Source organism: Martelella radicis (assembly GCF_014196625.1).
Taxonomy (GTDB): domain Bacteria; phylum Pseudomonadota; class Alphaproteobacteria; order Rhizobiales; family Rhizobiaceae; genus Martelella; species Martelella radicis.
On sequence record NZ_JACIDZ010000009.1, the window covers coordinates 1 to 23,351 of the forward strand.

A 23,351-nucleotide genomic window follows, 5' to 3' on the forward strand; every position below is an offset into this window, starting at 1 on the left:
ACGAAAAATCCTAACCCTTGCAAACGCAATGCTAAGAGATCAGACCATGTACAAACCAGCCTGAACAGGTACAAAACAATACAGTTGCCAGGGCGGCACGAGAGGGACAAAAGATCACCTCTGAAAAGAGTCTAAGATGAACCTTCTATCACTTGGCCCTGGACCCCGGCTCAAGGCCGGGGTGACGGGATAGGGATGCTGGTTTGCCTCATCCGTGCGAGCCGGGCTTAGCGCCCAGCCCTTGAAACGCCTCATCGGCGTTTCATGCGGCAAGCCGTTTTGCCTTGCGGCTGCGCCCTTCGGCGTCGGCGGCCCTGATGGCGGCGGCGACGTCTTCGGGCTTTACGGAGCCGGGCACATTGCCCATCGTGTCGGCCGGGTCGCAGGCAAGCTTCGCCACCTTGAGAAGATCGGCGTCGCTGGCATCGCCAATGCCGATATCCGCAAGCGTCATCGGCAGGCCGATCGCCTCCGAGAAGCCATAGACGGCCTCGACGATCTCCCGCGGGCGTTTCGTCAGCATCACGAGCGCCTGCGTGCCGATCGCGACCTTCTCGCCGTGCCAATAGGCATGCGTGCCGGGAAGCGCCGTGAGACCGTTATGGATCGCGTGCGCGCCGGAAAGGCCGCCGCTTTCGAAACCGAGGCCGGAAAGCAGCGTGTTGGCTTCCACCACCCGCTCGAATTCGGGTGTCACGATCTTCTGCGAGGCCGCCGCCTTGGCCGCCGCGCCATCGGCCAGCAGGGTGTCAAAGCACATGCGGGCAAGGCCGTAGGCGGTCATCGAGCCGACGCGGCCGGTCATGTTGGCGCTTTGCGTATGGCGGCAATCCTCGGCCTCGAACCAGGTGGACAGCGCGTCGCCCATGCCGGCGACGAACAGACGCACCGGCGCGCCGACGATCAGTTGCGTGTCGACCAGCACGACGTCCGGGTTCTTCGGCAGCACCAGATAGCGCTTGAAGGCGCCTTCGGCCGTATAGATCACCGAAAGCGCCGAGCAGGGTGCGTCGGTGGATGCAAGCGTCGGCACGATGACGACGGGAAGACCCGCTGCATGGGCCACGGCCTTGGCCGTATCAAGCGCCTTGCCGCCGCCGATGCCGGCGATTACATCGGCGCTTTCGGTCGCGACGCGCTTGCCGATGCGCGCGATTTCCTCGTCCGAGCATTCGCCGTTGAATGCCTCCACGGCGATCGTCGCCTTGTCGTCGGTAGTGGTCGCATCGCCGACCAGCGCCGTCACGCCCTTGTCGACGATGGCGAGCGCCGACGTGCCGAGCCGTGCGATTTCCGCGCTGAACTGGCCGATCGCATCGGCGCCCTGGACATAGCGTCCGGGAAAAATGGTTGTCGAGATCATTGTGAGCCTCCAATCTTTGCCGCGGTTGATCCGCGCACAGCATGATCGGACGCGCCGACAGGCGCTGCCGGTCACAGCCTCAGGAAAGACCCGCAATGCGGCCATTTCAAGCAAAATATCCGGAAATTTGTTGTTTTATTTCAATTGCTTTTTGGCAATTTTCGGTCGACTTGCCCCTCACTTTGCAAATAACAGGCCGGCGGGACTGAAAGCGCTAGGGAATTTGCCTTTCCACCGGATCGGAGCTTGCAATCGTCAGATTTTCGGACAAGCCTTGGCAAGGCTCCGGGAATCCGGACCTGAAGAGGACTTCGATGGACGACCAATGCGCGCGGCTTGCGGCCGCTCTCTCGGAAAGCCCCGTGCTTTCACCCATTCTGGAGAATTTCGACCGGATCGACCTGCCGGACTGCTGGCTGGTGGCAGGCGCGCTGGCGCAGACGGTCTGGAACCGGCGCTTCGGGTACGACCCCGGCCACGGGATTGCCGATATCGACATTGTCTATTTCGATGCCGGTGACCTTTCCGAACGCGGCGAGGCGCGTGAGGCGGCGCGGGTCAGGGCCATGTTCGAGGGCGTTCCCGCCTGGATCGACGTGAAGAACCAGGCCCGCGTGCATCTGTGGTACGCAGATCGCTTCGGCTATGGCATCGAGCCCTATGACAGCGTTTCGGACGCGATCACCACCTTTCCGGCCACCGCCACCTCGATCGGCGTCAGGCCTGTTGCCGGGCGGTGGCAATGCGATGCACCCTTCGGCCTTTCAGACCTGATGAACGCAACCGTGCGTCCGAACAAGACGCAGGCCTCGCGCGAGGTCTACGAGAACAAGGCGGAGCGCTGGCTGGCGCTCTGGCCGGAGCTCGAGGTGATCGGCTGGGACGGCTGAGCCAGCCGGTCAGAAATTGCTGCCGGAAAGGGCGGATATCTCCTGGGCGGCACGCATGAGCATCGGCAGATGCGTGGCCTTCAGCCTTTCCTCCGTCAGGTTGTGGGCGTTGCCGCCTACGCTCAGCGTGTAGATGTCGCCGGTCATCGGTGCGTGCAGCACCACGCCGATGGCGTTGTGCCCGGAAACCCATTCGCCGAAGGATTCCGAATAGCCGGTCTGGGCCATGCGCTCGAGCGCCGCTTCGAGACGCGGTTTCTTTTCCCGCTCCCATGCCGCGCCGTGCACGCCCTTCAGGAGCTTGAACGCGGCCGCGCGGTCTTCTTCTGTCAGGGCAAAAAGATGGGCTCGCCCGGGCGCGCTCTCGGCAAGCGGAATGCGCGAGCCGACATTGAGGTTGAGCGCTACCGCCGTCGGCCGGCGCACCAGTTCGACAAACATCATCTCGGCCCCGTCGCGAACGGAAAGCGCCACCACGCAATCGCCGTTTTCGGCAAGCTGGTCCATGTGCGAGCGCACCAGCTCGCCGAAGCCGAAGCGACCGATTGCGGCATAGCCGAGGGTGAGCACCTCGTTTGAGACGGCATATTTGCCGTATTCGGGCATGTAACGGAGATAGCCGAGCTTGGTCAGCGTGCCGAGCAGGCGCGAAACGGTCGTCTTGTGCAGCCCCGTGCGCTCGGCAAGCGCCTGCGTGCCGAGAACCTTGTCCTCGGCCCTGAATGCTCTCAGGATGGAAAGACCCCGCGCCAGCGAACTGACGAAGGGGCGTTCCTCGTTGATGGCTGCGGCTCCAATGTCCTGCCGGGGGCGGCCGCGCCGTTTGACCGGCTGGCCGCTTTTTTCGTTTTCCTCGCTCATCGTGCCTGTTTAGCCCATCGAACGTCCATTTGTCATTGTGTTTTCGGGGCTTGCCGCAGCAGGTTTCGCCTATTTCAGCGAAACATTGTCCGGCAGGTCGTCATAGTCCGAGCAGTCGCGATGGCTGGCTGCAGGGTCGACCTTGACGTCGAGCACCACCGGACCGCCGCGAGAATGCGCCTCGCGCAATGCATCGCCGATCTGATCGGCCTCCGTCACCGTCATGCCGCTGCCGCCAAGCCCTTCGGCCACCTTGGCGAAGTCATGGTCGCCGAAATTGACGCCGATTGCCTTGTTGCCGAGATTGTCTCGCACCATGCCGAGCCCGGCATTGTTGGCAACGACATAGACCACATCGAGATTGTGTTCGGCAGCCGTCGCGATCGCGTCCATGGTCATGACGAAGCCGCCATCGCCGATCACGCCAGTCACGCGTTTTTCCGGGCAGGTAATCTTGGCACCGGTCGCAGCCGGCGTCGACCAGCCCATGCCGCCGATCCCGCCGGGTGCGACAAGCTGGTGCGGAGAGCGCAGCGGCAGCGACGAGGTCGCCCAGATGCGGTTGGTGCCGGCATCAAGCGTCAGCAGGTCTTCGGGTGTCAGGAAACCGTCGAGGCCGCGCATGATATCGGCATAGTGCACCGTGCCGGGCCTGGTCTTGTAGTGCGGGAGGTCGCCATAGCGGTTCTCGGCCTTGAGCGCGGTGATGAAATCCTTGCGCTTTTCGGCGCGGACCTGATCGACGCCGGGGCGGTCGAGAAGGAAGGAGACGACATCGGCGACATCGGCAGTCACCGCCATGTCTACCGGCAGGACCCAGCCCGCCTGCAGCGGGTCGATATCGACCTGGATGATTTTCTGCTCGCCCGGCCGCATCATCTTCTCGTCGCGGAAACGGGTATATTCCGGCCCGAGGCTGCAGCCGAGCACGAGGATCAGGTCGGCGGCCTGCACCATGCGGTTTGCCGATTTTGCCGCCCAGTTGCCCATCATGCCGACGGCAACGGGCGTTGTCTCGTCGATCGTGCCCTTGCCGTGATAGCTGGAGGCAACCGCAATGCCCTCGCGATTGGCGAGGCGGGAGAGTTTTTCGCCCGAACGGCTCATATAGATGCCGTTGCCGGCGATGATGACCGGCCGTTCGGCCGTCTTCAGCGCTTCGGCAATAGCTGCCAGCGCATCACCATCGGGCTTCATCGGCGTCGAGCGCAGATAGCCTTCCGTCGGATAGAGCTTGGCGCGCGGATGGTCGGGCACATCCTCCTTGATGATATTGGTGCGCATGACCACGGCGGCAGGCCCCTGGCGCGGGGTGGCCGCGTGCTTGACGGCTAGCTGCGTGCCGTAGATCGCCTCCTGCGGGGTCGTCGCATAGGTGGCGTATTTGGTCATCGTCTTCATCACGGCAAAGGCGTCGCCCGCGCCGTAGTCGCCGGTCATGGTCTGGTAGACGCCGTGCTGGGCGAAACCGTCATAGCAGGACGTGTCGGTCAGAACGACCATGGGCGACGAGGAAAAATAGGCCTCCAGAATGCCGAAGGCTCCCGTGGAGGAAGCAAACGGGCCCTGTGCCATCAAGAGGCCGGGCTTGCCGGTGAGCTTGCCCGCCACCTGGGCCATGACGGAGGCCGACTGTTCCGAGCGCGCCAGCACCAGTTCGAATTCGTCCTTGCGGTCGAAAAAGGCCGGCAGCGACCAGGTAATGCCGAGACCCGGCAGGGTGAAGCCGCGCGTGATGCCGGCCTCGATGAATGTTTTGATGACGCCTTCATTGGTTTTCATGGATTTCCTCCCATTCTGGCTCGCAACCTAAAACATCCATTTAATTCTGCCAAGCGCAATTATGTATTGTTATGTGAATTTATTTCGATGACGACGCGCTCTTTGATTTGCCGTTCGGATGACGTAGAAGGCGGTTTGGCGAGGGTCGGCGGCCGCGGCCCGACGGCGAGACGGACAGAGATGACGAAGAATGGCGCGAAAGCGGTGGTGAATGCGGCGGGCCTCGTGGATCGCGCTCTGGTGCGGCCTGAGGATCAAGCCGCTCTGGACGCTGTCGGAGAAAACTTCCGCATCCGCATTCCCGCCCATGTGCTGGAGGAGCTGAGGCGCTCCGGCCCCGAGGATCCGCTGCGCGCCCAATATGTGCCGGATGCCCGCGAGCTCGACCATCATGACGATGAGAGCGAAGACCCGATTGGCGATCAGGTGTTCGAACGCGTAAAAGGCATCACCCATCGCTATCCTGATCGCCTGCTCTTGAAGCCGACCCACAGCTGTCAGGTCTATTGCCGTTTCTGCTTTCGCCGGGAGATGGTCGGCAAGCCGGAGGCGACGCTCGACAGCGCCGAGCTTGAGGCGGCGCTCGACTATATCCGCAGTCACGAGGCGATATTCGAGGTCATCCTTTCGGGCGGCGACCCTCTGGTTCTGTCAGACCGGCGGCTTGGAGCCTTGATGAAGGCGCTCGGCGCGATCGGCCATGTCGGTGTCATTCGCTTTCACACCCGCGCGCCGATGGTTGCCCCCGAACGCATCACGGACGGGCTCGTTGCGGCTCTGAAAGGCGCCGGCAAGACAGTCAACATCGTTGTCCACGTCAACCACGCCCGCGAATTGACGGAGGATGTCCGCTCCGGGCTGGCCCGTCTGGTCGACGCCGGCATTCCTCTTTTTTCGCAAACCGTGCTGCTGAAGGGCGTCAACGACGAAACCGAAACCCTTGCCGCGCTGTTCCGCACGCTTCTGGCCAACCGGGTGAAACCCTACTACCTGCATCACCTCGATCACGCGAAGGGCGTGAGCCATTTCGCCGTGCCGATCGCGCGCGGTCAGGAGATCATGCGGGCCTTGCGGGGCCGTTTGTCCGGGCTGTGCCTTCCGACCTATGTGCTCGATATTCCGGGCGGTCACGGCAAGGTGCCGATCGGGCCTGTCTATCTGGAAGATCTGGAGGCGGGCGACTATCAGATCGAGGATTATCAGGGCGCGCATCATCGCTATTCGGACTGGCGCTGAATGCCTTCGAGAGCGAGCCTTGCCGCACCCTCGGCAACATCGATGTGAGGGAAGCACGCGGATCCGGAGAGGTTGTCCGCAATCGTTTCGCTGATCACCGGCGATAGTTTCAGAACGCCGCCGATAAAGGCCAAAGGCCGGCTGCCGGCGCGCGCGATCAGGACATTGCCGAGCCGGGCGAGTTCGCGGCCGGCCTCTTCCAGAAGCTCCTGTGAAAACCGGTCGCCGGCCTCCGCCGCTTTGGCGATCGCCAGCGAAAGCGATGCGATCCGTCCTCGGTCGCCGCCATAGATGAGGTGTTTCACCGCCGCCCAGTCATCGCTGCCGATCGCATCGAACAGGCATGTGGCAAGGCCGGCCATGTCGCCGTATATGCCATCCTCATCCAGCCTGCGGTAGAGCGCGCGAAGGGCGGTGAGTGCGATCCAGCCGCCCGAACCCGCGTCATCAAGCAGAAGTCCGCGCCCGCCGATACGCAGCCTTGACCCGTCGGCGCTGAAATGGGTGCCGATCACGCCGGTGCCAGCAGCGACCAGATGGCCTTCGCCCGGCTGAAACAGGACGCGGTAGGCAAGCGCGACATCGTCCAGAAGCGTCAAGCATTCCGGCGCGATGCCGGTCTCTTTCGCGATCATGCCGGCCAGTTCGGTAAATGCCTCCGGACCATAACCCGAAAGCCCGATCGCTGCGGCATGGACCGGATGGGGAAGACTGGCGCCGATACGGGCGAAACTCGCCTCAAGCCGCGCCCGGTCGCCGGGTGTCGCGAGAAGGGCGCTTGCTCCGGGCGCGGCACCTCGCCTTACGAGCCGTCCGGCCTCGTCAATGACGGCGAAGCGAGCGGCGGTGCCGCCTATGTCGCATCCGAGGAACAGACCGCGCCTCGCTCTCATTTCAGGGGACCACGGCCAGCCATTCGGGCGTCGCGAACTTTTCCGTCGCGAGCGCTTCGGCCGCCTTGTACTCCTCCGGCGTGACGGCGCCCTTCCGGCCACCGTTGAGCTCGATAAAGGTCGTCTTCATCCGGTCGATTACCTCCCGGCGGTCAAGGCCGGTCTGGCTGCGCACGGGGTCGACGCGCTTGGCCGCGCTCTTTGTGCCCTTGTCTGAGAGCTTCTCACGCCCGATCCTCAACACCTGCATCATCTTGTCGGCATCCATGTCATAGGCCATGGTCACATGATGCAGCACGGTGCCTCCGCCATAGCGTTTCTGCGCCGCGCCGCCGATCTTGCCCTTCGAGCTCGCAATGTCGTTGAGTGGCTTGTAGAAGGCATCGACGCCCAGATCATTGAGCGCCTTCAGCACCCAGTTGTCGAGAAAGGCATAGCTGTCGGCAAAACTCATGCCGTCGACCAGCTCGCCCGGCGCATAAAGGGAATAGGTGATTGCCGTGCCCGGTTCGACGAACATTGCGCCGCCGCCGGTCACCCGGCGCACGGTCACGACGCCAAGCCGTTCGGTCGCTTCCAGGTCGACCTCGCTCTTCAGCGACTGGAACGCGCCGATGATGATCGCGGGGCGCTCCCATTCCCAGAAGCGCAGCGTCGGCGCGCGACGGCCCTCGGCAACGGCGCGCGCCAGAACGTCGTCGATGGCGAGATGCATGGCCGGGGTCTCCGCGCCGGTGTCGATGATTTCCCACTCGAAATCACGCCAGGTCTTGGCTGCGCCCAAAGCCCGGCGCACGGCGATAGCCACGGACTCGACACTGAAGCCGATCAGCGCGGCGTCCGGTCGCAATTTCGCCTTCAGCGCCGCGACCATGGATTCAGCCGAGCTTGCCGCCGGCATTCCTGAAAGGGCGGCGCAGAGGTCGGAAAGCGCCTCCGGCGGTTCGAGGAAGAAGTCGCCGGCTATCTGGACATCAGAAAGCCTGTCGTCACGCACCTCGACATCGGCGACCACCAGCTTGCCGCCGGGAACCTTGTATTCGCCATGCATCCTATGAAACTCCTGCCTTGCATTCAAAAGCCGGAAAACCGGTCGCTCTTCCATAGACCCGCCGGTCCGCCCGGCGCAAGCGTTGCCGCCCGATGATCCCTGTCATGGAATGGTCGTGAAAATCGGTCTATCTGGTGTGAGGATGAGAAAGGGAGGAGACGATGATGGTTGCCTTCGAACATTTTGCAGACATGGATGATGTGTGGGGCCTGACGGAGCGGGTGGAAAGCCTGCGCGATCTGGTGGTGAACGAGGCGCGACCCATCCTGCAGGGTTTCGGGCCGGAGGCTGCCGGGCTGCCGGACATTGTCAATCTGGCGCATTACCTGGCGCTGCGCCATCATGACGTGCGTCCGCTGCAACGCGCGCTGATGCGTCATGGACTGTCCTCGCTTGGCCGGCTGGAAAGCCGGGTTCTGCCGACGCTTGATGCGGTGCTGGTCGCCCTCGCCGCGCGCGCGGGCCGGCAGAGCCCCGTGCCGCTGCCATCGGTGGAAGAATTCTTCGCGGGCGAGGCGCGTCTGGAGCAGGCGACCGACCTGATGTTCGGCCCTCCGCCGGCACATCGGCGCAGCCGCATCATGGTGACGCTTGCGAGCGAGGCGGCGGAAGACCCGGCCTTCGTCGCCGATCTCGTGCGCCGCGGCATGGATATCGCCCGCATCAACTGCGCCCATGACGGGCCGGAGGCCTGGCGGGCCATGGCGAAGCACGTGCGGGCGGCGGGCGATGCGGCCGGACGGCGCATCACCGTGCTGATGGATATCGCCGGCCCCAAGATCCGTACTGAGCAGGTCCTGCTCGCGGAACGCAAGCTGAAGGCAAATGTCGGCGACCGCATTCGCCTGGTCGCTTCGGGCGAGCCGTCGCTTTTCGATGATGTCCGTTTCGCCGTCAGCGTATCGCTGCCGGAAATGGTGACGCGGCTGAAGGTTGGCGACCGCGTGCTCTACGACGACGGCAAGCTGCAGACCGTGGTGACGGAGGCTGCCGACGGCATGGCGGTGATCAGGGTGGAACGCGCCAAGGCGAACGGGGCGCGACTGAAGCCTGAAAAAGGCATCAACCTTCCCGATACCGCGCTCGGGCTCTCGCCGCTGACGGCCAAGGATGAGGGCGATATCGCCACCGTGATCGAATGCGCCGATATGGTCGGCTATTCCTTCGTCTCGCGGCCGGATGACCTCGACCTTCTCGATCGGGAGCTGGGCGCGGGCGGAAACGGCAATCCGGGTCTCGGCGTGGTCGCCAAGATCGAGCGGCCGGAGGCGGTGAAGAACCTGCCGGCGCTCATTGCGCGCGCGGCCGGCAGACGGGAGTTCGCCGTGATGATCGCGCGCGGCGATCTGGCCGCCGAGATCGGCTTCGAGCGGCTGGCTGAAATGCAGGAGGAGATCCTGTGGATATGCGAGGCGGCGGGCGTGCCGGTGATCTGGGCGACGCAGGTTCTGGAAAACCTGGTCAAGTCCGGCGTGCCCTCACGCGGCGAAATGACCGATGCGGCCATGGGCGCGCGGGCTGAATGCGTGATGCTGAACAAGGGGCCGGCCGTCGGCGAGGGGGTCTCCACGCTCGATACACTGCTCGCCCGCATGGACGAGCACATGTTCAAGAAGACGCCGGAACTGAGAGCCCTGAAAAGCTGGTAGAGCGGGCGAAATTTCCGCAGACCGAAAGCATCGTCCGTCACCACACGGGCGGCAACCATTCATGCAGGGCGCGGCCCTTCACGTGAAAGCGGTTCCGCCCTCCATGGAAGCGCGAAACCGCATTAACAAGCTGTTCTTGAGCGAGATTGCGGGGACCGCATAATGTCCTAGAACCCGGTGCCTCGGCCGATTTCCGAGCGCAGGGTCGCCAGAAGGATCTGCATGTCGAGCATGAAGCTGTAGTTTGACACGTAGTAGAGGTCGCACATGATGCGGGCGCGCGCCTCGCCACGTCGCGTCGTCGGCCCGCGCCACCCCCTGATCTGCGCAAGGCCGCTGAGACCCGGCCGCATGATATGGCGCTGGTGGTATTCCGGCACGAGTTCCTCAAACAGCATGCCGCTCGCCAGCATGCCGACTGCGTGGCAGCGTGGGCCGATAAGCGACATGTCGCCGCGCAGGACGTTGAAGAGCTGCGGCAATTCGTCGATATTCGTGCGTCGCAGGAAAGCGCCGATCCTGGTGATGCGCGGATCGTTCTCGACCGTCTGCTTGACGCCAGTCTTGTCGCCGAGGTCGTTGCGCATGGAGCGGAACTTGAAGATGTTGATCTTCTTGCCGTAACGCCCCCAGCGGACCTGGCTGAAGAAAACCGGGCCGGGGCTATCCGTCTTGATGAGGATTGCCACCACTAGAAAAAGCGGCGACAGCGCAACCAGCGCTCCAAAGGAAATGGATATATCAAACAGGCGCTTCAGCGCCAGCTGTAGTTTTCGTTTTCTGGAATTGTCAGTAAATACAAGCTCATGGCCAAATGCCCGTCGAGGCAGAGAGGTCATCTCCTGTACATGGGCCGTGGGGGAGGCCTGAAAATCCGCCGCGCTCACTGAAGCACCCTCTGTGTGTTTGCAATCGTTTATATTGTTAAGAAGAATTGAATGTTTGGAACTCTACCTTGTTCCATCAAAAAAGTCATCAGCCAATGCCGCTTTTTTGATCTGCATTCGCCGGAAACAGGGCTGTTTAACCTTCCCGTAAACTGGAGTTCGCCGCTCTCTTTTCAGGGCAATCTCGCCTCTCTATTGTTAGGTAATTGGAATTATTGTGTTTTCCTGGATTTTGTCAACCGCCGGAAGCAGACGCCGTCGCGCACGCTGATCTCGGATGTCGCGCCGAGCCAACTCTCAGGTTTGTCCGCCATGCATAGCTCGCCTGCCATCCGAGCCCGCGGCGGCGCATTAAAACGCTCGACAGGCCATATCGGGACCACGAAACCGAACGAACTATTTCTCGCGCCAGAGCGCGATACAAACCTAAAATCAAAGTGGAGGAAAACTGGAGCGGGCGAAGGGATTCGAACCCTCGACCCCAACCTTGGCAAGGTTGTGCTCTACCCCTGAGCTACACCCGCTCATCAAACCGGTCCGGGGTAAGTCAGTGACCGGTTGCGTCACCATGTCGGCGACGAGGGCGTATATGGCCTAAGCCGATTTCAAATGCAACAGGCAAATGGCGGATTTCTGTTTTTTTTTGCAGTCAGAAAATACCGCATCATTTTCAGTTACTTAGAGCAGAACCATGTTTCACCGAAACGTGCTCGCGCGCCTGCTGGACGTTCTGGCATGGCTTCACCCCTGCCTGGCGGCGGCCTGTAGCCTTGAAAAGCGCTTGCGGCGCCGGCGGTTTAAGCCCGCTTAAGCCCTTCGGCGGCAGGCCGATGGGAGACTTGGCGGCTTTGCGTTTTCATGTCGCGAAAGAGGTGGGGCGGGTCCGGGGCCGCTTAAGGCCGCAAGCTGGGCGAGGGCGAAGTGCCAGCCACCCGAAAAACGGTTCGGTTTCCTTCTGGACAAGCGTCGTGTCCGGCGCTAACAAGGTTGCTGACACGAATTTGCAAGCGAAAAACGTGGTTTTATCGCTTTTTCGACATCGACCTCCGCGGCGGTGTCGACCATGGCGGCAGGCTTCGTTTTCACGACAATCGGGAGGAATGAAATGACCGATATCATGCTGGTGGCCAGCGGCGACCTGCGCGAGAGCGCCAATACCAAATGCTGGCCGACGCAGAAGGCGATGGAGGACAAGCTCGCCACCGTCGTTGCAGAAATGGGACACACGCTGAAGCGCGCCCATCCGGTAAAGCCGGAAGGCCACGGCTTCATTGCCACCCAGCGCGAGGGCATGGATGTGTTCAGGACGATCGATCCGAACGCGCCGATCATCGTGGCGGAGGCCGTCTGGCAGTATTCCCACCACGTCCTGCCGGGGCTTTCCTCGCACAAGGGGCCGATCCTGACGGTCGCCAACTGGTCGGGGCAGTGGCCGGGCCTCGTCGGCCTCCTGAACCTCAACGGTTCGCTGACCAAGGCCGGCATCGCCTATTCCTCGCTCTGGAGCGAGACCTTCGAGGATGATTTCTTCCGCAATGGCCTGAAAAGCTGGCTCGATACCGGCACGATCGCCCACGACGAAAGCCATGTCCGCCCGTTCGATGCGGCGGCGGTGCCCGCCGAGCTTGCACGTCTTGCCGATGACATCGCCGCCGACATGGCCGGCAACAAGGTGATCATGGGCGTCTTCGACGAGGGCTGCATGGGCATGTACAACGCCATCATCCCCGACGAGATGCTGATGCCGATCGGCGTGTTCAAGGAGCGGCTGTCGCAGTCGGCCCTCTACCATGCGACCAAACAGGTTCCCGAAGAGGAAGCGCGCGCGGCCTATCAGTGGATGCTCGACAAGGGCATGACCTTCCATTTCGGCTCCGATCCGAAGGAGGAACTGACCGAGGATCAGGTCATCGACCAGTGCCGCATGTATATCGCCGCCGTCCGCCTTGCCGACTTCTTCGGCTGCGAGGCGATCGGCATCCAGTACCAGCAGGGGCTGAAGGACCTGTTGCCGGCCTCCGATCTGGTCGAGGGCATGCTCAACAATGACGAGCGCCCGCCGGTTGCGCGCGCTGACGGCTCGATCATCCGCGACGGCCAGGCGATCGTGCATTTCAACGAGGTTGATGAATGCGCAGGCCTTGATGCGGTGCTGACCAATCGCCTGCACCGCGCGCTCGGCCAGCCGGTGGAAACGACGTTGCACGACCTGCGCTGGGGCGATGCCGACAAGTCCGGCTCGCGCGACGATTTCGTCTGGGTGTTCGAGATTTCCGGCGCCGTGCCGCCTGCTCACCACGAGGGCGGCTGGGCCGGTTCCGAAAGCTATCGTCAGCCTTCCATGTTCTTCCCCTTCGGCGGCGGCACGCTGAAGGGCTATGCCAAGCCCGGCGAGATCGTCTGGAGCCGCGTCTTCGTCAAGGACGGCGCGCTTCACATGGATATCGGCCGCGGCCAGGCGGTCAAGCTGCCGGCGGAAGAATGCGAGCGTCGCAGCCGCGCCACGGATTATCCCTGGCCGATCATGAACGCGGTGCTGACCGGCGTTTCCCGCGACCAGATGATGGCCCGCCACAAGGCGAACCACATCCAGGTCGTCTATGCGCTTTCCGCCGAAGAAGCCGACAAGGCGATGATGGCCAAGGCGGCTCTGGCGGCGAAGATGGGCATGACGGTCAGCCTTTGCGGCGTCTGAGGTCGTCCTCATCGGCATTTTCGTAATGGCTCCGCGCAAGCGGGGCCATTGTTGCATTTGGGCCTGAATGGTGGTGAAACAGGCGCGACTATTATCACGCCTTCGCAAAGTGCCAGCCGCCATGACCGAGACCAAGACCGCCGACGACCTCTTCGCCTTCCTCGATGAACTCGGGATCCCTTACGAGAACCGCGAGCACCGCGCGGTCTTCACCGTTGCCGAGGGCGATGATCTGCGCGAGGAAATTCCGGGCGGCCACACCAAGAACCTGTTCGTCAAGGACAAGAAGAGCCGCTATTTCCTGCTCACCGTCGAGGAATATGCGACGGTGGATCTGAAACAGGTGCACAATCTGATCGGCGCGTCGGGCAGGGTCTCCTTCGGCAAGCCGGACGCGATGATGGACTATCTCGGCGTCGAGCCGGGCTCGGTCACTGCACTTGGCGCGATCAACGACACGGCGCATCAGGTCACCTTCATTCTCGACGCCGACCTGATGGAGAACGAGACCATCAATTGCCATCCCTTGCGCAACACCGCGACCACTTCGATCGGGCGCGATGATCTGCTGCGCTTCATCCGGGCGACCGGGCACGAGCCGCTTGTCTTGAAAGTGACGGCGTGACACACGATCTACAAACGAAGACAGGAATTGGCCCTTCGGGCCAGACGGGGAGATAGTGATGAGCGGTTTTGACAATCCATATGGCGGTTCCTTCGGCGGCCAGATGAACGTATCGGCTGATGGCGCCTCCAATGGCGCAACGCCGCCCGGCGGGCTGATCAAGGACACGACCACGGCCGATTTCGGCAAGGATGTCATCGAGGAATCGCGCACCCAGCCCGTGCTGGTGGATTTCTGGGCGCCCTGGTGCGGCCCGTGCAAGCAGTTGGGTCCGGTCATCGAGAAGGCCGTGACGGCGGCCGGCGGCAAGGTCAAGCTGGTCAAGATGAATATCGACGATCACCCGGCAATCGCCGGCCAGCTCGGCATCCAGTCCATTCCCGCCGTCATCGCCTTCTCCAACGGTCAGCCGGTTGATGGTTTCATGGGCGCGGTGCCGGAAAGCCAGGTGAACGAATTCATCAACAAGCTCTCCGACAAAAGCCCGTCCGAACAGGACCGCAAGGCCGAAATCGCCTCGGCGCTTGATCAGGCCGAACAGCTTCTGGCGGAAGAAAAGCTGCAGGAGGCCGGCCAGCTTTTTGCCGCCGTCATGCAGGCCGATCCGGAAAACCCGAAGGCGCTTGCCGGCATCGGCCGCTGCATGGTGGCCGCCGGTCAGATCGATCGCGCCAAGCAGGTGCTCGACCAGGTGCCGGAAGAACTGAAGGACGACGACGCTATCAAGGCGCTTTCCGCCCGCATCGAGCAGATCGAGGAGGCCCGCAAGTTCGGCGATCCGGCAGAGCTTGAGCATGCGCTCGCTCTGAACGCCGATGATCACGCCGCCCGCATGAAGCTTGCCAAGGTGCGCAATGCCGAAGGCAAGCGTGACGAGGCTGCCGAACACCTTCTGACGATCATGCGCAAGGATCGCGAATTCGAGGACGACGGCGCGCGCAAGCAGCTGATCGCCTTCTTCGAAGCCTGGGGTCCAAAGGACCCGGCGACGATCACCGCGCGCCGCAGGCTGTCGACGATCCTGTTTTCTTAGAGCATGTCCGCGTTGACGTGAATCGCGAACACGCTCTAAGCTTTTGTTTTTCCGCGCGTCCGGACGGAAAACCGGTTTCCACTTTTCTTGGACGCGCTTTAGAGGGACACGTTCCATGCAGGTTGGCAATGCCCGATATCTGACGCGGAAGGACTTGCCGGAGGTGGTTCCGGTGTTTCCGCTGACGGGCGGATTGTTGCTGCCGCAGGGGCAATTGCCGCTCAACATCTTCGAGCCGCGCTATCTGGCGATGGTCGACCAGGCGATCTCGGGCAACCGGCTGATCGCCATGGTCCAGCCCGCCCACCACGACGAGACGCTGAGCGTCAATGACGCCACGCCGCTTTCCAATATCGGCTGCGTCGGCCGGGTCACCTCGTTTGCCGAGACCGGCGACGGGCGCTATCTCGTGGCGCTGACCGGCATCTGCCGGGTCCGGCTGATCGAGGAAGTGCGCACGGCAAAACCCTTCCGCAGTTTCGAGATCGCGCCCTTCATGGGCGATCTCAATCTGGAGGCGCAGGAGGAAAGCGTCGACCGCGCCGCTCTTCTGGAGGCCTTCAGGGATTATCTCGAGGCAGAGGGGCTGGAGACGGAGTGGGAGCATATCGAGCAGGCGGGCAATCTGACGCTGGTGAATTCGCTTTCGATGATGGCACCCTTCGGACCGGCGGAAAAACAGGCCCTGCTGGAAGCGCCGGACCTGAAGACCCGGGCCGAGCTGTTCGTGGCGATCATCGAATTCGCGCTTGCCGGCGATCCCGGCGACAAGCTGCAATAGGCGACCGGCCATGGCCAAGAAGGATGCCGGGATCGATCCGAAAATGCTGGAGCTTCTCGTCTGCCCGGTGACCAAGGGCAGGCTCACCTATGATGCCGAGCGCCAGGAGCTCGTCTCGCAAAAGGCGCGGCTTGCCTATCCCATTCGCGACGGCGTGCCGATCATGCTCGCATCCGAGGCGAGGCCGATCGAGGTTTAAGCATTCGGAAAGCCTGGCTTGCACTGAACCGCTTCACCACTTGCTGACAACCGGTCGCTCGACTAGTTTCGGTCGCAGCAGGGGTTAAAGGCGATGGCGCGTGTGCATATCGAAAGCCCGGCCGGAGACGAATTCTATCCGGCCAGGGTGGAAAGAGCCTATTTCAGGCTGGGTGATCCGATCATAAGCGGCGATCCGCTATACGATCTGGAGACGGCGAACGGCCGTTCGTTTCATGTGCGCGCCAGCGAAAGCGGCAAGGCCGTTACCGCGCCGCTTGCCGTGGGCGCGACCCTTCTTCAGCGCGAGAGCCTGCTTGAGATCGAGGTGATGGCGCCGGAAGAAGAGCGGGCTGCTCCGCAAGTCGTCGCTCCCGCGCCGCAGCCTTCCTCTTCAAGACGCGTTGATCTTCACACGCCCGTCGATAGCGAGCTCTATCCCGCCAATGTGATGAAGGTGCATGTCGAACCGGGCGGTCGCGTCGACCGCCACAGCGTGCTCTACACGATCGAGGCGGCCACGGGCGCGGTGGTCGAGCTTCAGGTCCCGCTTGCGGGGCGGATCCTTTCCTCCAATGATGCCCGCAACCTGACGCGCCAGCGCGCGATTGCGGTGATCGAGCCTGATGAGGACGATCCGCTGGCCGTCGCTCTCGGAACCGCCGGAGGCGTCTATCTGCTTGCCGGCGGCGCGCAGGCTGGCGGCGAGGACGAGGCCGAATACGGCGAGGCGCGGGCGGCTTCTGTCCCGCTATCGGAAAAACGGTCGCGCCGCTGGTGGAAGTTCGGTTTTCTCGCGGGGCTCTGCGTGATTGCCATTATCGCGGCCGCTGGCTGGTATGTGCTGAGTTTCGTGCCCTATGAGCTGGATGAGGCCTATGGCGACAGCTATTATGGCCAGCGCGTCAACGGCGCGCCGCTTGGCGGAAAGCGCCGGCTATTCATTTCGGACGAACAGCAGAGGGAATTTGAGTCATGGCTCGATTCCTGATTTCCAGCCGGCCCGTGACGGGCGAAACCAGGCAGCAGGCAAAGGCCGTCCACGGCCTGCTGGCGCTCTTTTTTCTGCTCCTTCTGACCCTGCCTGTCACGGCCTTCGCGCAGGGCAATCCGCGCATCGTCGAGGCCGGGGGCGACGGGTATGAAGCAACCTTCCGCAATCCGCTTGTCGGCGAAGACCTGGCGCCGGCGTCGAGCGTGACGCTTGATTGGAATGCCGAACTGGAGATGGGCCTTCTTTACGACGAACCCGTGCTTTCGACCCGGTTTCGCTATGACGTGACGGACTATCGCCTTCAATTGCCCACGCTTGGTCCCGGCGCGGTCCAGCTCTGGTCGCCGCAGGGCGAGGGCGGTGGCGCGGCATTGCCGGAAGGCGCGCCGCTTGTCCAGCCCTATGCCGTTAGGCTGGTGTTCCGCTTCTATGCCCCGAGCCAGAACGCCTATGTCGGCCTGGTGCAGCAGGTCGAGGCTCCCGGCCTTCCGGGTGAATGGGCCTTCAACATGCCCTCAAGCCCGGACTGGGGACGGACCTTTGTCTGGGAGAGCGGCATTGCCAAGGGCGACTGGGTGAAGGCGGAAACGGCGAAGGAGGTCTGGAACGGGGACTTGCGGGCCGAAGGCGCGCGGCTTGACGCGGTCAACTGGTCGACGGCGGATTTCATGGCCTTCCTTGCCGAGAACAACCTGCGCAACCGGGCGATTGCCACGGCCGAAGCCGCCAACCGCCTGCTATCGGGCGCGGCCCGCAGCTTCGGCTACGAGGTTGCAGCGCTGCGCGAGGACACGAAAGCCTATTATCAGCCGGCCTTCAGGCCCCGGATATCGCTTCGGCTTCTGCGCAAGTATGAACGGCTGCTGAACCTGCCGGAAAACCTGCGGCAAGGCGATGCGACCGCCTATGACGAGGCGCGCGAGGAAGCGCGCGCGATCATGGCGCTGATGGAGGACGACGCGGCTTCCTACGCCGATCCCGGTCCGCTGCGCGCCGACCTGCCGCGCGGCGCCGAGATCGATTTCGGGGATGACGGGTTGCAGCCGATCTTCGTCGAGCTGCCGCTCGCCTTCACGCTGATCGACAATGGCCGCGAGGATGTCGATCGCGTGGAATTGACGATCAGCGACAGTACCGGGGTCGTGTCGTCCGAGGTTGTCGATCTTCTGAACGGCGGCACCCGTTTCGAACCATCGGTTGCGCCCGGTCCCGTGCGGATCGCGGTCAAGGCGCTGAGCGAGGGCGCGCTGGGGCAGAATACCTGCACGATCCAGGTGCATTCGACCGTCGTCAAGGGCCCGGGCGAGCAGGAATACAGCCTCAGGGCCGGCGAAACGGCCTCACTTCTGGTCTTCGCCGAAGCGCCGCAGGGAGAGTGATGTGAGCCGTTTTCCATTGAAGCCGTTCCGCCGCCTTGCCTCGGGGCTTGTCGCGCTCCTTCTCAGTCTTGTTGCGCTGCCCGTATCCGCGCAAACGCCCGTGGAACCCGTCAAGGCGCTAGATGCGCCGGACCGGGCCATGGCGGCCATCGTGACCGGGGTCAACGACATTGTCTGCAGCGCGACCGTGATCGGTCCGCGTCATGTGCTGACGGCGGCAGCCTGCGTGATCGACCCTGATACGGACCAGGTTCTGGCCGACCGGCAGGTGATCCCGCGGGTCGACCTCGACGACGGCTATATCCCGGCCTCGCGGCGCTTCATCCAGCGCGTCCTTCTGCCGGTGGACGAAGCGCCCTTCGGGCCGGCGGACCGTTTTGACGGCAAGCTTGCCATCGTCGAAACAGTCGAGCTTGTGGAGCATCCCCCCTTCAGCGCCGAGACCGACGAGGCGGCTTTCGACCGGCGGGAGACGGAAAGGGACGACGGCCTCCTGACCATCCGCTTTTACGATCGCGCGACCGGCGGCCAGATGACGACGTCGGCCTGCGCGGCGCTCTCCATTGCGCCGGGCGACATGATGGCGATGAACTGCGACCTGCCGGAAGGAGCCTCGGGCGCGGCAATTCGCGTGGCCGCCGGCATTACCGGGCTTTATCTTTCCCCGGGCGAGGGACGCTATATCGGCAAGGCCGAGATCGAGGCGATCGGCCGTGTCGTCACCGGTGCCGGTTCGCCTTTTTTCCGTGCCATCGAGGCGACGCCCGACCTGTTCATCACCTTCGTCCTCAGCAATCGCTGCGACGCGCCCATCGACTACAGTCTGCGCTACCGCCCGGTTGGCGGCGGCGATTTCACCACCACTTCCGGCCGGATCGAGCCCGACGAGCGCCGCTTTGTCGACCTGATGACGGATAACGGCGTGGTCTATATGCGCGGGACCGCCAAGGACGGCGCGCTCGTCTGGGATGGCGGCCGCGTCTTCGAGGACGGCCGCTATTTCGACATCCGCATCAACAGCTGGGGCGACTATTTCCATTCGCTGAGCTGCGACGAGTAGCGCTGCCACTCTATGCCCAGTTGGCTCAGCCGGCGTAGCCGTCCCGGCAGAGCCGTTCGAGCTCCTTCCTGTCGAGGCTGGCGAAATCGAGGGCGGGCAGAAGGTCGTTGTCGGCGGCAAGGTCATGGCCATAGGCGGCCGAGAAGATCGCCGTGCCGGCCTCGTGCAAAGTCGCGGGAACGCCGACCAGGCGGCCAAGCGCGCTGGTGGCGACGAGGCCGAAGGGCACGTCTTCCAGAATGTAACGGCTCTCGATCGTCGACGGCCCGAAACCTCCGCGCCCCTCAGCATGCATTTCCTGGTTCATCTCCGAGACCGAGGCAAGCGGCACGTGGAAGGACAGCGAAAAGTGCTCGCGCACCGTCTTCACGTGAAGCCCGAATTTCTCCGCGATCGCCAGCCGCTCGGCATCGAGCGCCTCGATGAAGCGGCCGACGGCCGGGGTGATGTTCTCGCCCTGGCCCCAGGTTTCGCCCTTTTCCATCCGCGTCAGGTTCATCAGCGCAATGCCGAGATGGTTCTGCGGGTTGAGGTTGGACAGCGCGATCGCCATAAGCCCGTCGCGCCTGACGAAGCGGTCGCCGAAAAGTTCGGTGCAGAGCGCGTGGCCCTCGTCCATGGCGCTGAAGGGCACGGTCGCCATGTCGACCTTCTGGCGCACCGTATTGACCACGACGGCGCTGTCGCCCTTTTTCCGCGCGGTCAGGAGCGTCGTGCCCCAGGCGATGATCGGAAGCGTCTTGCCTGCGTCCCTCAATGCGCGCGAAAGATAGAGCGCGGCAAAGGAACTGTGGGAGGAAATGATCACTGGCGTGCCGGGCTTCAGATGGTCCACCATGGCGTCGATTGCCGCCCTGTGGCCGTTGACCGGCATGGCGATCATCACCAGTTCGGCGCTGTTGACGGCCTCTTCGCATGAGGCGGCCACGCCGACGGGACCTTCGAACTCCACCGCGCCGGTGGCCATCAGCGCCGTGCCTTCGGCAAGCTCCACGGCATTTCTGCCAGACGGCGACCAGAGCACGGGCGCATGGCCGGCATCGGCGAGGAAGGCAGCAAGGCCGTAAGCGTTGTTGCCAGCGCCGAGAATTGCGATTTTCATGGGTCTTCGAGCCTCTGTCTTCTTACATGTAATTGGTCGGCAGCGCCGTGGTGAATTTCAACTCCTCCATCGCGATCGAGGAGTTGATGTCGGAGAATTCCAGCCGCGAGATCAGGTTCTTGTAGACCTGGTCATAGGTCTCGATATCGGGCACGACAATCCTCAGCAGGTAATCCGTATCGCCGGTCAGCCGGTAGGCCTCGGTCACTTCGGGAATGTCCCTGATCTGCTTGCGGAATTCGTCGAACCATTCGATGGCGTGGCGCGGCGCCTTGACGGCGATGAAGATGGTCATCGGGATATTGGCCATCTTGCGGTCGATCAGGGCAACGCGGGCGCGGATGAAGCCGAGGTCTTCCATGCGCTTGATCCGCCGCCAGCAGGGCGTGTGCGAAAGGCCGACCTCCTCGGCGATCTCGCTGACCGTCCGGTCCGCCTGGCGCTGCAGGATATCGACGATCTTGCGGTCGATCTCGTCAAACATTCTCGGGGCTCCCCTGATATCCCGCGGACGGGATGAAATTCTCAGAACTGTCTGAAAATTGAGACGAAATTTTCATCTGCCTTGCCATTTCGACAAAATCTGACGCCGCAACACAACTGCAGATATGGCTAAATTCGGGGGTTGACCCTTGTCAAAATGCAGAAAATTCCGCATGCTTTGCTCAAGTTTTGGTGAATTGTATCTGTTGAATAAATTTTGTGCACGAGTATGAGATTTATGTCAAGTTTTCAAAAGAGAGAAATTTTCCGCCTCCTATGAGTTTCAGTAGGATGGGTTTGCTTGAATTTTCGCCTTTGTGCAAAAATAAGAAAACTCTCTTCTGTCAGGTCCGTTACGCTGATTATGTTCGTACCTGAAACAGAATTGAGAACGAGACAATGAAAAGGATAGGCCTGATCGGCGGCATGAGCTGGGAGAGCACCGCAGTGTACTACAAGCACATCAACGAAGAGGTCCGGCGCCTGATGGGCGACGGTCTGGCTTCGGCGGATCTTTGCCTGCGCTCCGTCAATTTTTCCGAGATCGTGGCGCAGCAGAAGGCCGGGCGCTGGGACCTTGCGGCCGAAACGCTGATTTCGGTTGCCCGCGAACTGGAACAATGTGGCTGCGCCATGGTGCTGATCTGCACCAACACGATGCATATCCTCGCCGACGAGGTGCAGGCGGCGATCGATATTCCGCTGATCCACATCGCCGAGGTGACGGGCGCTGCGGTGAAGAAGGCCGGCAAGAAGCGGCCGCTGCTTCTGGCCACGCGCTATACGATGGAGAAGCCGTTCTATGTTGGTTACCTCAAGGACCATTTCGGCCTCGATCCGGTCATTCCCGAAGAGGCCGACCGGGCCACGGTTCATGATGTGATCTTCGAGGAGATCTGCTGCGGCGTGCTCAGCGGCGCATCGCGCGAGCGCTATATCGCGATCGCCGAGCGAGCCAGGCAGAAGGGCGCCGACTGCATCATCTTCGGCTGCACCGAGGTCGGGCTTCTGGTCCGTCCGGAAGATTTCGACATACCGAGTTTTGATTCAACGCTGCTTCACGCAGAGGCAGCCGTCAGGTTCTCCCTGGAAGACGAGCTTTCAGCGGAGGGGAAAGAAAGCCGGCCCGTTCCAGTCCACTAGGTCGGCGAGAAACGCCCGCGCTCCAGCCGAGAGGGACTGCACGCGGGCAGAGAAAAACCAGGAGATCGAGAATGACACTTCGCAATCCGACACGGCGCACGACCCTGAAGATGATGGGGACAAGTGCTGGTCTCATCGCCGCACCGTCCATCATCCGCCCGGCCTATGCCCAGAGCAATGTCCTGAACATCACGACCTACGACAAGTTCCTCCCCGAGGGCTTCGTCGATCAGTTCGAGAAGGATACCGGCATCGAGGTGCGCATTCGCCTGACGGACGACCAGGGCAAGCAGTACAACCTTCTCGCAGCCGAGGGCGCCGATCCGACCACCGATATCGTCACCGTCGCCGGCCACCGTCTCAGCCAGTTCATGGCGTCTGATCTCCTGCAGCCGATCGATCCGTCCCGGATCTCCACCTGGGACAATCTCGCCGGCCCCTACAAGGGCGCCCCGCAGCTTGTCCGCAAGGGCGAAGTCTTCGGCGTGCCGCTGCTCGCCGGCTTCGAGGGCATGGTCCGCAACACCGACTACACCAAGCCGTCGGATAGCTGGGAGCTGATGTTCGACCCGGAATACAAGGGGTTCACCACCTACATCATTTCCGACTTCCTCGCCATCACCATGAAATATCTCGGCTATGACGGTGACTTCGTCGCCTATGTCGACAAGCCGGAAGAAGCCCAGGCTGCCGTCAATGCCGCCCGCGACTTCCTCATCGAACACAAGGACATGGTCCGCAAATATTACGATGGCGGCGCCGAAGTGCAGCAGATGCTGGTCAACGAGGACGTCTATGTCGCCCAGACATGGTCGGGCCCGGCCGCCAAGCTGATCATGGACGGTTTTCCGATCGAACTGTCGATCCCGAAGGAAGGCACATACGGCTTCCTCTACTCCTTCAACCTGGTCAATCATGCGCCGAACGTGGATGCGGCCTACAAGTTCTTCTCCGCCCTTCTCGCCAATCCGGAAGTCGGTGCGGCAATGACCCGTCAGTCGGGCTTTTCCAGCGCCTTCGGCGGCGTCGACAAACTTCTGACCGACCGCGAACGCGCCGCGATCGCGCTGCCGGAAGAGCAGATCGCCCGCATCCAGTTCTTCGCCGAAGAAAACCGCGACATGAAGAACGAGATGATCGACAGGGCCGTTGCCGAAATCAAGGCTGCCTGACCAATGCCCGGCCGGGCGGCACTGTCCGCCCGGCCGTCTGCGCCACGGCGCAGTTTTTGTAATCTATGGATTTT

Annotated in this window: 21 protein-coding genes and 1 tRNA gene; 13 read left to right on the forward strand and 9 right to left on the reverse strand. The window is 62.5% G+C overall.

The window, feature by feature from the left end; genetic code table 11:
* Positions 1 to 262: 262 nt before the first annotated feature.
* Positions 263 to 1,363 (reverse strand): glycerol dehydrogenase, encoded by a 1,101-nt coding sequence (locus tag GGR30_RS13485; protein WP_183487147.1) that lies wholly within the window; start codon positions 1,361 to 1,363, stop codon positions 263 to 265.
* A 314-nt stretch (positions 1,364 to 1,677) separates the two neighbouring features.
* Here GGR30_RS13485 and GGR30_RS13490 point away from each other — a divergent pair, with 314 nt between their 5' ends.
* Positions 1,678 to 2,253, forward strand: a complete 576-nt coding sequence (locus GGR30_RS13490) for a nucleotidyltransferase family protein (protein ID WP_183487149.1) — start codon at positions 1,678 to 1,680, stop codon at positions 2,251 to 2,253.
* Positions 2,254 to 2,262: 9 nt separating this feature from the next.
* Here the strand turns inward: GGR30_RS13490 and GGR30_RS13495 are convergent, their stop codons facing one another.
* Both GGR30_RS13495 and GGR30_RS13500 read right to left on the reverse strand, forming a co-directional pair.
* Positions 2,263 to 3,114, reverse strand: a complete 852-nt coding sequence (locus GGR30_RS13495) for an IclR family transcriptional regulator (RefSeq protein ID WP_183487151.1) — start codon at positions 3,112 to 3,114, stop codon at positions 2,263 to 2,265.
* A gap of 69 nt (positions 3,115 to 3,183) precedes the next feature.
* On the reverse strand, positions 3,184 to 4,896 hold the full coding sequence (locus GGR30_RS13500; protein WP_183487153.1) for a thiamine pyrophosphate-binding protein: 1,713 nt from the start codon (positions 4,894 to 4,896) through the stop codon (positions 3,184 to 3,186).
* Positions 4,897 to 5,076: 180 nt separating this feature from the next.
* On the opposite strand from GGR30_RS13500, the gene GGR30_RS13505 reads away from it, so the two are divergent.
* On the forward strand, positions 5,077 to 6,132 hold the full coding sequence (locus GGR30_RS13505) for a lysine-2,3-aminomutase-like protein (RefSeq protein ID WP_183487155.1): 1,056 nt from the start codon (positions 5,077 to 5,079) through the stop codon (positions 6,130 to 6,132).
* Here the strand turns inward: GGR30_RS13505 and GGR30_RS13510 are convergent.
* Both GGR30_RS13510 and lplAB read right to left on the reverse strand, forming a co-directional pair.
* Positions 6,114 to 7,025, reverse strand: coding sequence for an N-acetylglucosamine kinase (locus GGR30_RS13510; RefSeq protein WP_183487157.1), 912 nt, complete (start codon positions 7,023 to 7,025; stop codon positions 6,114 to 6,116). The two genes, GGR30_RS13505 and GGR30_RS13510, sit on opposite strands and share 19 nt — an antisense overlap.
* Position 7,026: 1 nt before the next feature.
* Positions 7,027 to 8,076: a lipoate-protein ligase LplAB gene (gene lplAB, locus GGR30_RS13515; protein WP_183487159.1), complete on the reverse strand. Its 1,050-nt coding sequence runs from the start codon at positions 8,074 to 8,076 to the stop codon at positions 7,027 to 7,029.
* A 161-nt stretch (positions 8,077 to 8,237) separates the two neighbouring features.
* On the opposite strand from lplAB, the gene GGR30_RS13520 reads away from it, so the two are divergent.
* Positions 8,238 to 9,725, forward strand: coding sequence for a pyruvate kinase (locus tag GGR30_RS13520; RefSeq protein WP_246413872.1), 1,488 nt, complete (start codon positions 8,238 to 8,240; stop codon positions 9,723 to 9,725).
* A gap of 167 nt (positions 9,726 to 9,892) precedes the next feature.
* Here GGR30_RS13520 and GGR30_RS13525 read toward each other — a convergent pair whose 3' ends face one another.
* Positions 9,893 to 10,564, reverse strand: a complete 672-nt coding sequence (locus GGR30_RS13525; RefSeq protein ID WP_183487536.1) for a sugar transferase — start codon at positions 10,562 to 10,564, stop codon at positions 9,893 to 9,895.
* 497 nt (positions 10,565 to 11,061) lie between these two features.
* Positions 11,062 to 11,136 (reverse strand) — tRNA-Gly (locus GGR30_RS13530).
* A 581-nt stretch (positions 11,137 to 11,717) separates the two neighbouring features.
* On the opposite strand from GGR30_RS13530, the gene GGR30_RS13535 reads away from it, so the two are divergent.
* The 8 genes from GGR30_RS13535 (at position 11,718) to GGR30_RS13570 (ending at position 19,377) form a co-directional block, all read left to right on the forward strand.
* Positions 11,718 to 13,307 carry a fucose isomerase gene (locus GGR30_RS13535; RefSeq protein ID WP_183487161.1) on the forward strand — a complete coding sequence of 530 codons (1,590 nt, stop codon included), beginning with the start codon at positions 11,718 to 11,720 and terminating at the stop codon, positions 13,305 to 13,307.
* A gap of 121 nt (positions 13,308 to 13,428) precedes the next feature.
* Positions 13,429 to 13,932 (forward strand): prolyl-tRNA synthetase associated domain-containing protein, encoded by a 504-nt coding sequence (locus GGR30_RS13540; protein WP_183487163.1) that lies wholly within the window; start codon positions 13,429 to 13,431, stop codon positions 13,930 to 13,932.
* Between the two features lie 58 nt (positions 13,933 to 13,990).
* Positions 13,991 to 14,965, forward strand: a complete 975-nt coding sequence (gene trxA, locus GGR30_RS13545) for a thioredoxin (protein WP_183487165.1) — start codon at positions 13,991 to 13,993, stop codon at positions 14,963 to 14,965.
* Positions 14,966 to 15,080: 115 nt separating this feature from the next.
* Positions 15,081 to 15,746: an LON peptidase substrate-binding domain-containing protein gene (locus tag GGR30_RS13550; protein ID WP_183487167.1), complete on the forward strand. Its 666-nt coding sequence runs from the start codon at positions 15,081 to 15,083 to the stop codon at positions 15,744 to 15,746.
* Between the two features lie 10 nt (positions 15,747 to 15,756).
* Complete coding sequence (locus GGR30_RS13555; protein WP_138746539.1) at positions 15,757 to 15,945, forward strand: Trm112 family protein; 189 nt, start codon at positions 15,757 to 15,759, stop codon at positions 15,943 to 15,945.
* 93 nt (positions 15,946 to 16,038) lie between these two features.
* Positions 16,039 to 16,935 carry a hypothetical protein gene (locus GGR30_RS13560; protein ID WP_183487169.1) on the forward strand — a complete coding sequence of 299 codons (897 nt, stop codon included), beginning with the start codon at positions 16,039 to 16,041 and terminating at the stop codon, positions 16,933 to 16,935.
* Positions 16,920 to 18,317, forward strand: coding sequence for a hypothetical protein (locus GGR30_RS13565; RefSeq protein ID WP_183487171.1), 1,398 nt, complete (start codon positions 16,920 to 16,922; stop codon positions 18,315 to 18,317). Before GGR30_RS13560 ends, GGR30_RS13565 begins: the two co-directional genes overlap by 16 nt.
* A 1-nt stretch (position 18,318) precedes the next feature.
* Positions 18,319 to 19,377: a trypsin-like serine peptidase gene (locus GGR30_RS13570; protein ID WP_183487173.1), complete on the forward strand. Its 1,059-nt coding sequence runs from the start codon at positions 18,319 to 18,321 to the stop codon at positions 19,375 to 19,377.
* A 25-nt stretch (positions 19,378 to 19,402) separates the two neighbouring features.
* Here GGR30_RS13570 and GGR30_RS13575 read toward each other — a convergent pair whose 3' ends face one another.
* Positions 19,403 to 20,479 (reverse strand): NAD/NADP-dependent octopine/nopaline dehydrogenase family protein, encoded by a 1,077-nt coding sequence (locus GGR30_RS13575; RefSeq protein WP_183487175.1) that lies wholly within the window; start codon positions 20,477 to 20,479, stop codon positions 19,403 to 19,405.
* A 22-nt stretch (positions 20,480 to 20,501) separates the two neighbouring features.
* On the reverse strand, positions 20,502 to 20,963 hold the full coding sequence (locus GGR30_RS13580; RefSeq protein ID WP_138746534.1) for an Lrp/AsnC family transcriptional regulator: 462 nt from the start codon (positions 20,961 to 20,963) through the stop codon (positions 20,502 to 20,504).
* Between the two features lie 398 nt (positions 20,964 to 21,361).
* On the opposite strand from GGR30_RS13580, the gene GGR30_RS13585 reads away from it, so the two are divergent.
* Both GGR30_RS13585 and GGR30_RS13590 read left to right on the forward strand, forming a co-directional pair.
* Positions 21,362 to 22,105 (forward strand): aspartate/glutamate racemase family protein, encoded by a 744-nt coding sequence (locus GGR30_RS13585; protein ID WP_183487178.1) that lies wholly within the window; start codon positions 21,362 to 21,364, stop codon positions 22,103 to 22,105.
* Positions 22,106 to 22,176: 71 nt separating this feature from the next.
* On the forward strand, positions 22,177 to 23,277 hold the full coding sequence (locus tag GGR30_RS13590) for an extracellular solute-binding protein (protein WP_183487180.1): 1,101 nt from the start codon (positions 22,177 to 22,179) through the stop codon (positions 23,275 to 23,277).
* The last annotated feature ends 74 nt before the right edge of the window (positions 23,278 to 23,351 follow it).